The following is a 12,676-nucleotide window of genomic DNA, read 5'->3' as shown; positions in this document are numbered from 1 at the left end:
TCCTTTAAACTCATGCTGCTGAATTTATTGCATAATCCGCTGTACGGAATAAACATCCTGGATCCGTTTGATTTTCTCTACCACGGAATGCAAATGGTCGATATTGCGGATGAGAATCGTCATATGAATCGTCACCATCTTATTCTTGTCCGATCGGCCGGATACAGCTGAAATGACGGTTTTGCTTTCCGAAACCACTTGAAGCACCTCATTGAGAAGTCCCCTGCGGTCATGTCCGGTAATCTCGATTTCCACATGGAAATTAGACTCGATCGAATCCGCCCATTCGACTTCAATGACGCGATTTCCCTCTTCCGTGTTTTCTCCGGGAATATTGGTGCAATCCGTACGGTGAACCGATACGCCGCGTCCGCGTGTAATGTAGCCGATAATATCATCACCCGGCACCGGACTGCAGCAGCGGGCAAAACGAATGAGCAGATTGTCGACGCCCTTTACTCTTACGCCGCTGACAGGCCTGCTTTTCTTCTCGACAGGAGCCGTTTTGACCTCTTTGACCTCATTGCTCAGCTCAAGCGCTTTTTCTTCCTCCGCTTCTTTCTCCTTGCGCAGCTTCTCAGTCAAGCGCGTACATATTTGCGCGGCAGTGATACCGCCGAAGCCGATAGCCGACATCATATCTTCGATGTCGTTGAAGTTAAACTTTCTCGCTACTTCGAGGAGCTTCTCATCGGTCATCAGAGACGGTACATCGAAAGAAAGGCGCTTCAGCTCGCGCTCAATCCCTTCGCGGCCTTTGATTACATTTTCTTCGCGCTTTTCTTTCTTGAACCACTGCTTGATTTTACTGCGTGCGTGTGATGACTTCGCGATTTTGACCCAATCCTGACTAGGACCGTAAGAATGTTTGGAAGTCAGAATTTCAACGATATCGCCCGTCTTGAGCTTGTGGTCGAGCGGAACGATCCGTCCGTTGATTTTGGCCCCGATGGTGCGGTTCCCTACTTCCGTATGAATCCGGTAAGCAAAATCAAGCGGCACCGCTCCTGCCGGCAGTTCGATGACTTCCCCTTTTGGCGTGAATACAAAGACAAGATCGGTGAAAAAATCCATCTTCATGGATTCCATAAATTCAGCGGCGTTGTCCGTTTCCTTCTGCAGTTCCAGAATCTCGCGGAACCACTGCATCTTGTCGCTAAAGGTGCCTTCCGGCGCAGTCGTTCCTTCTTTGTACGTCCAGTGGGCCGCGATTCCGTACTCAGCGGTCTTATGCATTTCCCAGGTGCGGATCTGCACCTCCAGCGGTTCGCCTTTGGGTCCGATCACAGTCGTATGAAGGGACTGGTACATATTCGGCTTGGGCATCGCGATATAGTCTTTAAAGCGTCCCGGCATCGGCTTCCACAGCGTGTGGATGATACCCAGGGCAGCGTAACAATCTTTGATATTGTCCACGACTACACGCAGTGCCATGAGATCGTAGATTTCGTTAAACTGTTTGTTACGCGACGACATCTTTTTATAAATGGAATAAATATGCTTGGGACGTCCCGAAATGTCGCCTTCGATTCCCATTTCCCGGAGCTTGTCCTTAATGTTATTAATAACATCCTCAATATATTGTTCCCGCTCCGTCCGCTTCTTCTGCATAAGATTCACGATCCGGTAATACTGCTGCGGATTGAGGTAGCGCAAGGAAATGTCCTCCATTTCCCATTTGATGGCGGATATCCCGAGCCGGTGGGCAATCGGACAAAAAATTTCAAGCGTCTCGTCCGCAATGCGCCGCTGGCTTTCTTCGGACTGGTATTTCAGCGTCCTCATATTATGCAGCCGGTCGGCCAGCTTAATCAGAATCACCCGCATGTCCTGGGCCATCGCCACAAGCATCTTGCGGTAATTCTCGTTCTGCTGCTCTTCCTTCGTCTTGAACTTGATTCTCTCCAGCTTGGTTAGTCCGTCAACGAGCATCGCGCAGGTTGGACCGAATTTATCTTGGACGGCTTCCAGCGAAACCGTAGTGTCTTCCACGACATCATGAAGCAGGGCCGCAATAATGGATGTCACATCCATCTGCATGTCGACCAGAATGTCGGCAACCGCCAAAGGGTGAAGAATATAAGGCTCACCGGATTTGCGGACTTGGCCGTGGTGGGCTTGTTCGGCAAATTCGTAAGCTTCCTTTATTCGGTTGAGATCGTTCTCTTTAAAATAATGTGCCGCTTTCTCCAGCAACTGCTCGATTCCCATGGGTAAACCCCTTCTACGAAACATGGATATTTCTATCCATTATGCCTAAAATGAACACCATGCGTCAACTGCCCGGCCTTTTAAATGCAAGAAAAATCGGGAAAAGACGACGTTTTTCCACAAAACTACTTTCAGCCCCAAAAAAAGTTATAGACGAATTCTTAAAATCTGCTAAACTTGTCGATGGAACTCTACAGATCATCTCTTAAACGCGATAAAGGGGGAAATGTACGGACATGAATCATCGCACCATTGGAGTGGAAGAAAGACCTCCGTTAGGAAAGACAATTCCGCTCAGTCTTCAGCACTTGTTCGCCATGTTCGGCTCTACGGTACTAGTCCCGGCCTATTTCCAGATCAACCCGGCAATCGTACTGCTCATGAACGGAATCGGCACCCTGCTCTACCTTTTCTTATGTAAAGGCCAAATACCCGCATATCTCGGTTCAAGCTTCGCGTTCATTTCTCCGGTGCTTGCGGTCCTCGCTACACAAGGATACAGCGAGGCGCTGGGCGGATTTATCGCCGTAGGGATCGTGTTCGTACTCGTCGCCTGGCTCGTCAAGGCAGTCGGAACGGGATGGATTGATGTCGTCTTTCCACCGGCAGCAATGGGGGCGATTATCGCCGTAATCGGTCTGGAGCTGGCTCCGACCGCGGCCAATATGGCAGGCTTCCTTGCCAAGGACGGCTCCTCTTTTGATACCAAAGCTATTCTAGTATCCGTGGTCACCCTATTAATTGCGGTTCTAGGCAACGTATTATTCCGGGGCTTTATGAAAATTATCCCTATTCTAATCGCCATTATTGTCGGCTATATTCTAGCTTGGTCAGTCGGAATCGTCGACTTTACCAAAGTATCCGAAGCAAACTGGCTTGCGTTGCCTCAAGTGTATACGCCTACATTCAACGTGACTGCCATCATGCTGATTCTGCCTGCCGCTCTAGTCGTCATAGCCGAGCATATCGGTCACCTTGTCGTTACCGGCAACATTGTAGGCAAAGATTTGTCGCGCGATCCCGGATTAGACCGTTCTCTTCTCGGCAACGGTGTATCTACAATCCTGTCCGGATTCGTCGGTTCGACGCCGAACACGACTTACGGTGAGAACATCGGCGTACTCGCACTGACCAAAGTGTATTCCACCTATGTCATCGGCGGCGCCGCCTTGTTCGCCATCCTGCTTTCTTTCTCCGGCAAAGTTGCCGCACTGATTATGACTATTCCAACCCCGGTTATGGGCGGCGTGTCCCTCCTGCTCTTCGGTGTGATCGGTTCTTCCGGTATCCGTATGCTGGTGGACAGTAAAGTGGATTATGCCAAAGCGACGAACATCATTCTGACGTCCGTTGTCCTGGTAATCGGTCTAAGCGGGGCTGCCTTCAAGCTTGGCGGTTTTGAGCTTAAAGGAATGGCTCTTGCAACTATCGTAGCGATTCTGCTCAGCTTGTTCTTCAAGCTTGTGGAAGTGCTTAAGATCTCTAACGATTAGTGTCCGGAAGTTCATTACACAATATAAAAGGCGCTTCAAGTTACTAACTTATATAGCCTACAATCTTTCAAACGTCTAATCTTTTCTTCGCTCAACATTTCGTACGGTTATCAAAAAAAAGGCCTGTTCTCAAAAATGAGAACAGGCCTTTAGCTTTTTCTTAATATTGAATCATCGTGTAAATGTTTTTACCCGCAGGCAGCTTCTCGCGGCCGTTGAGATACGTAAGCTCGATCATAAAGGCAGAACCGATGACTTCGCCGCCCAGCTGCTCAATCAGGTTGACGCAGGTCTGAATCGTACCGCCAGTGGCCAGCAGATCATCTGCGATCAATACGCGTTGTCCCGGCTTAATGGCATCGTCGTGAACGGCCAGCTTATCTTTGCCGTATTCAAGTGAATAATCGGCTTCGATCGTTTTGCCCGGCAATTTGCCGCTTTTACGGATCGGGACGAAACCGACTCCGAGGGCATAAGCAAGCGGAGCGCCTACAACGAAGCCGCGAGCCTCAGGACCTGCGATCAGGTCAATCTGCTGATCCTTGACCAGTTCAGCCAAATAGTTGATGGCTTCTTTGTAAACGGGGCCGTTCTGCAGAAGGGTCGTAATATCTTTAAAACGAATACCCGGCTGCGGGAAATCCTCAATCACGCGGATATAGTCTTTGAAATTCATTCGAAATTCCTCCAATTTATGAATGTTGGGCGGATAACAGCTGCGGCGACCGGCAGTTTGCAATCCAATCTTGCAGTTCTTTGGCGGATGTATAGACGCAAACGCGATCGATTTCCGCACGCGCCAGCCGTTCCTGGTATTTGCGGGAAGCGGTCAGATCACGCTTGGCAGGAGTCTCTACCGGCCGGATTATGCCCCCGGCCTTCTGGATAAACCCAAGCTCCTCGAATACGTCGAGGACGAAAGAAATCATTGCCGGCGACAGACCCGACCGGCGGCTGAATGACTGCAGCAGGGCGGGATTGCGCAAATCCCAGATGCCCTGCTTCAGCACAGACGCGTAGACCGCCTTGAACTGGTCACGCGTCGGCATAACGCCGCCGTCCTGCGGCGCCGGGTCTGCGAAGACGGCATAGCAGCGGCGCATGCCGTCCGCCTGCTCCAGCACCCGCTGAAGCTGCGGGAGCGTGCGCGGCGCCGTGCAGAGGACAACGTCGGTCATCTCCGGGAACCGCAGTTCCCGCGCTGCCTCATTGTCCGGAGCAAGGCTGCCGTCAGGCAGGCACCGCCACACGGGGCCTGCCTGAGCGCCAGGTGCAGCCGGAGCGCGGTCCTCTTCACCGAAGAGGACGAGCGCTGGCTGCACCGCCTTGCCGCGCTCCGGCAGCGCGGTAAGGCGCTCACCGAGCGAGGAAAGTTCCTCGCCGACGCGGGCGCTGTTCTTGCCTCTCCAGTCGAAAACCTGGAGAGAAGAGATACGCAAGTCCTGCAGCATCAGCTGCGGCTTGCGTACGCCGTTCCACTCGTTGACGGAGAGTTCTCCCACTACGTCAACGGGCGCCTGAGGCGTCATCAGGCTGCCGAGCCAGCCTTTGCCGAAGCCTACCGCCTCGACGCCGCATGCGGTCTCGGCGGCTGCATCCGTGAGCACCAGCTTCAAGTGCTGACGCTCGCGGCCCATCAGGCGGATTTCATCCAGCCGGAGTCCGCTGAACAAGATCTTGGGCGCCGGGTTGCCCACGCCGAACGGCGCCAGCTTCTCCAGTTCCTCGATGCAAGCCAGGGGCACATCGCCCAGACAGCACTCGGCATCCACTGCGAGCAGCGGAACAAAATCTTCCTCCGTCAGCCACTCGTCAGTCAGCCCATTCAATCTTCTCTCAAACTCCGGGATATTCTCCCGCCGCAGCGACATTCCGGCAGCTGCCTGGTGTCCGCCGTAATGATCAAGCAAATCCGCGCATGCACTCAGCGCACGGTACATATCAAAGCCCGCAATAGAGCGTGCAGAGCCTTTGGCTATTCCCGTTTCCGGATCAATGCTGAGCACGATAGCTGGTCTATAGTAGGTTTCCACAAGACGGGATGCAACAATACCTACCACACCTACATTCCACCGTTCACCCGCAGCAACCAGACAACCTTTCTTTTCTGATCCTGCCTCTTGACCGGCTTCGACTGAATCTTTGGCCTGCGTGGTCAGATCATCTACAATAAACTGCCGCTCCTTATTAAGCAAATCCAGTTCCTCTGCTATTGCGGCAGCTTCGCCAGCATCTTCTGTTACCAGAAGGCGGAGCGCAGTTGAAGCATGAGCGAGCCTGCCGCTTGCATTAATACGCGGAGCCAGACCAAAGCCGATATTGGTTGCGGACACCGTACTCGGATCAATGCTGCAGACTTCCATCAGAGCACGAATACCGGGATAGATAGAACGTTGCATCCGCTCCAGACCAAGTTTGACGATAATCCGGTTCTCATCATGAAGCGGCATCAAATCGGCGACCGTTCCAATCGCAGCGATTTCAAGCAGTTCTTCCGGTACCCGGCCAAGCAGGGCCTGCGCTAATTTCAGCGCTACGCCTACACCGGCCAGCCCCTTGAAAGGATATGGGCAATTTTCTTTCTTCGGATTAATAAGAGCGATCGGCTCCGGCAGAACATTCGGCGGCTCATGATGATCCGTCACAATAATATCCATGCCAAGCTCGCGAATGTACTTCACTTCTTCTACGGCACTGACTCCCGTATCTACTGTAATCATCAGGGATACGCCCTGTTCTTTGGCCAAATCGGCGGCCCCTTTGTTCAGGCCGTAGCCTTCTTGGACCCGGTGAGGAATATACGTATCAAAGTTAGCGCCAAGCCCTCTTAAGAGATGAGCCATCAGAGCGGTACTGCTTACTCCATCTGCATCATAGTCCCCGTAAACACGGATCTTCTCTCCGCACCGTACAGCCTCTTGAATACGTGCTACAGCTTCTCTCATCCCGTCGAGAAGGAAGGGGTCATGAAAATGACCGCTTCCTCCGTTCAAAAATAAATCGGCTTCATCGGCGCTGCGAACTCCCCGCAGCACGAGCAGCTTCGCCAGCAGCGGGTCCAGCCCGAAAGCTTCACTAAGCTGCAGAGCGGCTGATTGGTCTGCCTCATCAATCCGCCATCTTGCTTTGGATTCCAGCACGTTGTTCCTCCTAAATTCCCCTCATGACTCCTTCTCCTTACAGCGAATCAGTGAAGCACCTGAAGCTCATCCTTAGAAGCTGCATCAATGCTGTGTTTGTAAGGGTACCCGGAGTCATATGGAAATACATGTATCGTCACATCCGATAGATGTATAAATTTTTTCATTAACTGATATTTCACAGATCTTGCAATATCGTTGCCTTCCAGAACCGTAATTCTCGGGTTCACACTTACCCGCAGTTCCACGATTACATAATGACCATGCTCGCGTGCTCTGAGATCTTCAACGGAAATGACCCCTTTCACACTTTGAACTGCGGCAATCATATCCCGGGCATCTTCCTGATGGAGAGCACGGTCCATTGTATGCTGGAGTGAATCTGTTATGATGCCATATCCCATTCTGACAATCAGAAGCGCGATGATAATTCCTGCGGCCGAGTCCAAATAATAAAGAAAGGACCACCCCATTTTGGCTCCAATCAGAGCACCGCCTACACCTGACAAAGCAATTATGGACGAATAAGTGCCGGAACGGTTCTCCCGTGTAGAGGAAACAAAATCGCGTGAACCGAGCTTTCGGGCGGTCCAAGATTTATAACGGACAATCGTTTCTTTCAAGATAATCGAACCGATTATCGCAATAAGCACGTAGCCTTTGGGAGGTTCATACACACCGGCAACGATTTGCTTAACTGCCGATATGCCAATTTCGACACTGATAATCATAAGCAGTACCGAAACAATAAGGGTGGCAATCGATTCCGCTTTGCCGCGCCCGTAAGACAACCCGTGATCAACCGGAGTTCCGGGCGATCTTAGATTTCTCAGAGCTGCGAATGAACTTGCCGTATCAGAAGCGGAATGGACAGCGTCGGCAAGCAGTGCTTTGCTGCTGGCCATAAGACCCACGACACATTTTATCAGGGTAAGAACGATGTTGCCACCAACGCCGACCCAGGCTGCTAATTGGGCTTTTTGCAAACGTTCATCAGACATATCGACTCTCCCTATGCATAATTTGGCTGAGATGCTCATTTATCTTATTCCAAGGAAAAGCCGCGGAACGGAATTCACGCGGCAGATAGCTTATTCTTTTGCTTCGGCGGCTGCTACTACTTTACGCTTGCTGCCAAGGGAATTTTTTTTGAGCATGTACCACAGCGGGCTTGCGATACAGATAGAAGAGTACGCACCGCTGGTAAGACCGATAATTTTGGCCAGTGCAAACAGTTTAATAGATTCGCTGCCGAAAATAAACAGACAGATTGCGGCAATCAAGACCGTAATGACCGTATTAATGTTGCGTGCCATCGTCTGCCAGATGCTGTCGTGAACCATAACTTCCAGATCAGCCGGCGTCTTGAGCTTGGAGAACCGGAGATTCTCCCGGATCCGGTCAAAAATAACGATTTTATCGTTAATGGAATAACCGACGGTAGTCAAGACAGCCGCTACGAACGGCAGATCGACTTGAAAGCGGAAGATCGCAAACATGGACACAACGATAACTGCGTCATGCAGAATGGAAATGATGGCCGCTAGCGCGAATCTCCATTCGAACCGGATACTTACATAAATACTGATAGCCACACTTGCAATGAGTACACCGATAATAGCTTTGAACGCAAGTTCCTTGGCAATATCCGGTGATACCGTATTGACTTCCATAGATACTTTGTCTTTATAATCGGCCGCATAAGCAGCTTTGATCTTATCGATCTGCTCTTTGTTGAGAATCTCGTCAAAACGGGTCGATACGCGGTCGCTGTTAGATCCGCCGATGGTGACGGTTTGATCAAACCCGGCCGTCTTGTAAATCTCCTGAGCTTTTTCTTTGGTAATGGCCTGACCTACCGATACGTCAATAGACGTACCTGCTTTAAAATCAACGCCGTAGTTCATCTGAAATAGCAGAAGAGCAACGACCCCGGCCGCGATAATTACACTGGAAATGATGAAAAATATTTTACGGTGTGCAACAAAATTGAACTTGTTACTATAATTCACGGATCTGATCCTCCTTCACGCCAAAATAACCCGGCTTCTTGAACAAGTTACCTTTAATAAGCATGTGAATGAGGAACCTGGAAAAGAATACGTTCGTCAGGACGCTGACCACGATGCTGAGCATAGTCGTAAGTGCGAACCCTTTGATCGCGCCGTTACCAATAAAATACAGCACGAGACTGGCAATAATATTGGTGACGTTGGCATCCATAATAGTCCGGAAGGAGTGCTTCGAGCCTGTTTTTAAAGAAGAGAGAATACTCTTGCCGCTTCGGATTTCTTCTTTGATGCGTTCGTACGTAATAATGTTGGCGTCAACTGCCATCCCGATCCCGAGCACGAGTGCGGCGATACCAGGCAAGGTCAACGTCGCATTAATGAGATCGAATAAGAGGAGCAGGAGCCATGTGTAAGTAATCAGAGTGAATGCCGCAATAATACCCGGCAATCTGTAGAGCACAACCATGAAGATAAGAATAATGATAGAAGCGATAATTCCCGCTCGAATCGTTTGTTCCAGAGACATTTGACCAAGCGATGCCCCTACAACTTGTGTATACTTCTCCGTCAGTTTCAGTGGAAGAGCACCCATATTAATGGTATCCGCTAAATTCTGGGCTTCTTCGAATGTAAAATTCCCTTCAATAGAAGCCACGTCGGAGTCAATGGTTTTACTTACTCCCGGCGAGGACAACACTTCTTCATCAAGATAAATGGATAACGTTTTACCGATCATCTGTGTTGTTACATCTTTGAACTTCGTGCGGTCTTTCATCTTAATCTGTACGAGCGGCTGGTTGCGGTTATCGTAACCGACGGAAGCCCCGCCTTCTACGAAGTCCGTGCCGTTAAGCATCACGGTGCCGTCCGGAGCCCGGAACGTCAGGGAAGCCGGTTTACCGATCTTCTCGCGAACCTCATCTTCATTCTCCACACCGGCTAACCGGACGCGGATGCGGTTCTCGCCTTCCGCCAATACTTCTGGCTCGGCTACACCCAGCTTGTCCGCACGCTTGGCGATACTTTCAGCGGCTTTCTTCAATGTTGCCGGTGTTACCTGCTGCCCCTCCGTAAACGGCTCCGCCACATACAGAGTCTCAAATCCACCTTTCAAATCCAACCCGAGTCTGATATTGCCCAATAAAGCTGGACTCGTCGTCGCGATCACGGCCAGCGTGATGATGACGGTTAAGAAAAAAGCCGAGATCCGTTTCACATCCATGCCTTAATAATCTCCCTTCCCAACTCAATATTCCTATTATAACCACCCGCGAAAAACGAGTCAATTTGACGTTTTTTACCTTCAAAAACAAAAAAAGGCCCCTAGTATCTAATTCAGGACCCCCGATACATGCACATCGTCACGTAATTCATGAATTGTGTCGTTTTTAAAGACAAAATATCATTCACAATCTGATGAAGAGGCGGGATGCCTTTTTTCTTATATTTATCGTTAATGCACGCCCAGATATCCTCACCCGATACATGTTCATACCCGATCATATGGAACTCTTCGGCTTTACTGATACAAAGTTCTTCGATCACCTCATTAAGCTCAATATCCGTGAGTTTCTCTACGGTCTCTTCCGCCGCATTCGCGTCAGCCTCTTCAATCCCTGTGCTGCCGGCTGCCGCAATTTCCTGTTCTGTTCCTGCCCCCGTGATAGTGGCCCGATGAAGCAAGGCTTCATACCCATTCATCTCGTCCCTGCCGACAGCAGCCGCTTCCGGATCTGGCCCCTCAACCTCAACTTCAACCGGTATGAATTCCCCCGGTTCAATCACTTCACCCGACGCGGCTATCTCTACAGGTTCGACTTCATCCGCGGCATCCCTGACATTGGTAGATGTAACGGGTTCCGCAGACTCTTCGATTCCGGCTGGTCCAGCTGCATCCTTTATTGAATCTCCTATAGCTCCAGCATTCTCTGAATGTTCTATAGGTTCTGCTGGCTCATCTTTCATCTCCTGTTCAGCTATGTGGGCATTCTCCGGCAATTCTGCAAAATCAGAGGCTAGCGCAGCAGCGGATTCCGTTTTGCCCGTTTCCGAATTCATATTCTATCCCCCCTGGCTGTATTGCTTTACGTACAAGAATAAGACTTCTTCCTTTATCGTTATTCGCGAGTGAAAAGCGGATTTCCTGCCTGGTTATGCCTCCGGTCAAAAAATGTTTGGTCTTAGCTTGACCACTGGCGGCATATGGTTCTAGTAGAACTCGTACACGGAAGAAGGGAATGCACGTTGACCAAGCAATCTTTTATCAAAGGTACGATGATTTTGCTCGCTGCAGGGATTATAAACCGCATTCTTGGCTTTATTCCACGGATTACCCTTCCAAGAGTCATTGGAGCTGAAGGTGTAGGCTTATATCAGATGGGGTGGCCGTTCCTGATCGTTATCCTCACGTTTGTTACAGGTGGGATTCCTCTAGCTGTAGCCAAACTGGTTGCGGAAGCAGAGGCCGAGCATAATTACCGGCGGTCTATCCGCATCCTTAAGCTCGCTTTGGCTCTTTCACTCAGCATTGCCGGGGTCTTCACAATCGTCTGCATCGCGGGAGCCAAGTGGATCACTTCCCATCTTCTAACGGATGAGCGCGTTTATTTCACGTTCCTCTGCATGAGCCCCATCATCCCGCTTATCGCGGTTTCCGCTGTACTAAGGGGTTATTTTCAGGGAAAACAGAATATGATTCCGACCGCCACCTCGCAAACGATTGAAACGCTGGTGCGTATCGTCATGGTACTGGCCTGCTCCTTCGCTTTGCTGCCCTATGGCATTGCCTGGGCCGCAGCCGGAGCCATGATCGGAGTCACGGTCGGCGAAGCTGCCGGCATGCTTGTGCTGCTTCTTCACTATCGCCGGCAGTCAGGCAAGGAACGTTCTATCAGCCAGGTGCAGATCGGAACCAGTGCGCGCCAGGGAAGACTGCTTCATCTCCGCAGGCTGATTAAGATCTCACTGCCCATCACCGCAAGCCGCCTGGCTGGTGCCGGATCTTATCTCCTCGAGTCCATTCTTATCGCACACAGCCTGGCGGCCGCAGGCATCGTAACGGCAGTGGCAACCGCTCAATACGGTGCTCTGCAAGGAATGATTATTCCTATTATTCTGCTCCCGAGCGCCCTTACTTCTTCCTTATCCGTCTCTCTTGTTCCTTCGCTCAGCGAGGCTGCCGCCCGGAAAGATATCCAAATGATCCACAAACGTATGCATCAGTCTTTGCGGTTGGCTCTTGTAACCGGGGGCCCGTTCGCTGTCATCATGTTCGTCCTTGCCGAACCGCTCTGCCAGTTGATGTACGGGCAGACCGACATTGCTGTCATGCTCAAGATGCTGGCGCCGGTGGCTATCTTTATTTATCTGCAAGCACCGCTGCAGGCCGCTCTGCAAGCGCTGGACAAACCCGGCAGCGCCCTGGTTAATACCCTGATCGGATCGCTTGTGAAGCTGCTTCTGATCGTCTGGCTGGCGAGCAAACCGGAATTCGGAATTCTCGGTGCCGTTATGGCCAGCTGTGTGAATGTCGTGCTGGTTACTCTTCTTCACGGATTAAGTGTGCTTCGCCACTTAAAATTCACCATGCGCGGAATCGACATTGCCAAAGTCACAGCCGCGATGACCGCCGCTTCGGTCTGCTGTCTGGCCGTATACCGCGCGGCGGCAGACCAGCCGCTCTGGCTAGGATTTCTCATTGCCTCCGCAGCCGCGATGACCGCCTACATGATCGGAGTCACGATACTGAGGATCGTGAACCGGTCCGATCTGGCACGCATGCTGACACTCGGACGCAGACTTATTCGCAAACCTTAAGAAA

9 protein-coding genes are annotated in these 12,676 nt (G+C 50.9%); 2 read left to right on the top strand and 7 right to left on the bottom strand.

What is annotated here, in order from left to right; translation table 11 throughout:
* Positions 1–24 precede the first annotated feature (24 nt).
* Positions 25–2,211 (bottom strand): bifunctional (p)ppGpp synthetase/guanosine-3',5'-bis(diphosphate) 3'-pyrophosphohydrolase, encoded by a 2,187-nt coding sequence (locus AR333_RS04965; protein ID WP_068774188.1) that lies wholly within the window; start codon positions 2,209–2,211, stop codon positions 25–27.
* A 236-nt stretch (positions 2,212–2,447) separates the two neighbouring features.
* Between AR333_RS04965 and uraA the strand changes: the two genes are divergently transcribed.
* Positions 2,448–3,704, top strand: a complete 1,257-nt coding sequence (gene uraA, locus AR333_RS04960; RefSeq protein WP_068774187.1) for a uracil permease — start codon at positions 2,448–2,450, stop codon at positions 3,702–3,704.
* Positions 3,705–3,864: 160 nt separating this feature from the next.
* On the opposite strand, the gene AR333_RS04955 is transcribed toward uraA, so the two are convergent.
* The 6 genes from AR333_RS04955 to AR333_RS25735 all read right to left on the bottom strand — a co-directional run bounded on the left by AR333_RS04955 (position 3,865) and on the right by AR333_RS25735 (position 10,914).
* Complete coding sequence (locus AR333_RS04955; RefSeq protein ID WP_068774186.1) at positions 3,865–4,380, bottom strand: adenine phosphoribosyltransferase; 516 nt, start codon at positions 4,378–4,380, stop codon at positions 3,865–3,867.
* A 16-nt stretch (positions 4,381–4,396) separates the two neighbouring features.
* On the bottom strand, positions 4,397–6,844 hold the full coding sequence (gene recJ / locus AR333_RS04950) for a single-stranded-DNA-specific exonuclease RecJ (protein ID WP_068774185.1): 2,448 nt from the start codon (positions 6,842–6,844) through the stop codon (positions 4,397–4,399).
* Positions 6,845–6,891: 47 nt separating this feature from the next.
* Positions 6,892–7,845 (bottom strand): cation diffusion facilitator family transporter, encoded by a 954-nt coding sequence (locus AR333_RS04945; RefSeq protein ID WP_068774184.1) that lies wholly within the window; start codon positions 7,843–7,845, stop codon positions 6,892–6,894.
* Positions 7,846–7,935: 90 nt separating this feature from the next.
* Positions 7,936–8,856, bottom strand: coding sequence for a protein translocase subunit SecF (secF, locus tag AR333_RS04940; protein ID WP_068774183.1), 921 nt, complete (start codon positions 8,854–8,856; stop codon positions 7,936–7,938).
* Positions 8,846–10,078, bottom strand: a complete 1,233-nt coding sequence (gene secD / locus AR333_RS04935) for a protein translocase subunit SecD (protein ID WP_068774182.1) — start codon at positions 10,076–10,078, stop codon at positions 8,846–8,848. The genes secF and secD overlap by 11 nt, the downstream gene beginning before the upstream one ends.
* A 113-nt stretch (positions 10,079–10,191) precedes the next feature.
* Positions 10,192–10,914 (bottom strand): post-transcriptional regulator, encoded by a 723-nt coding sequence (locus AR333_RS25735; protein WP_367583907.1) that lies wholly within the window; start codon positions 10,912–10,914, stop codon positions 10,192–10,194.
* Between the two features lie 186 nt (positions 10,915–11,100).
* On the opposite strand from AR333_RS25735, the gene spoVB reads away from it, so the two are divergent.
* A complete protein-coding gene (spoVB, locus tag AR333_RS04925; protein ID WP_068774181.1) occupies positions 11,101–12,672 on the top strand; it encodes a stage V sporulation protein B in 1,572 nt (523 codons plus the stop codon).
* The last annotated feature ends 4 nt before the right edge of the window (positions 12,673–12,676 follow it).

Origin of the sequence: Paenibacillus sp. FJAT-26967 (assembly GCF_001541095.1) — a bacterium.
Taxonomy (GTDB): Bacteria; Bacillota; Bacilli; order Paenibacillales; family NBRC-103111; genus Paenibacillus_F.
This window is presented reverse-complemented; position numbering and strand designations above follow the sequence as displayed.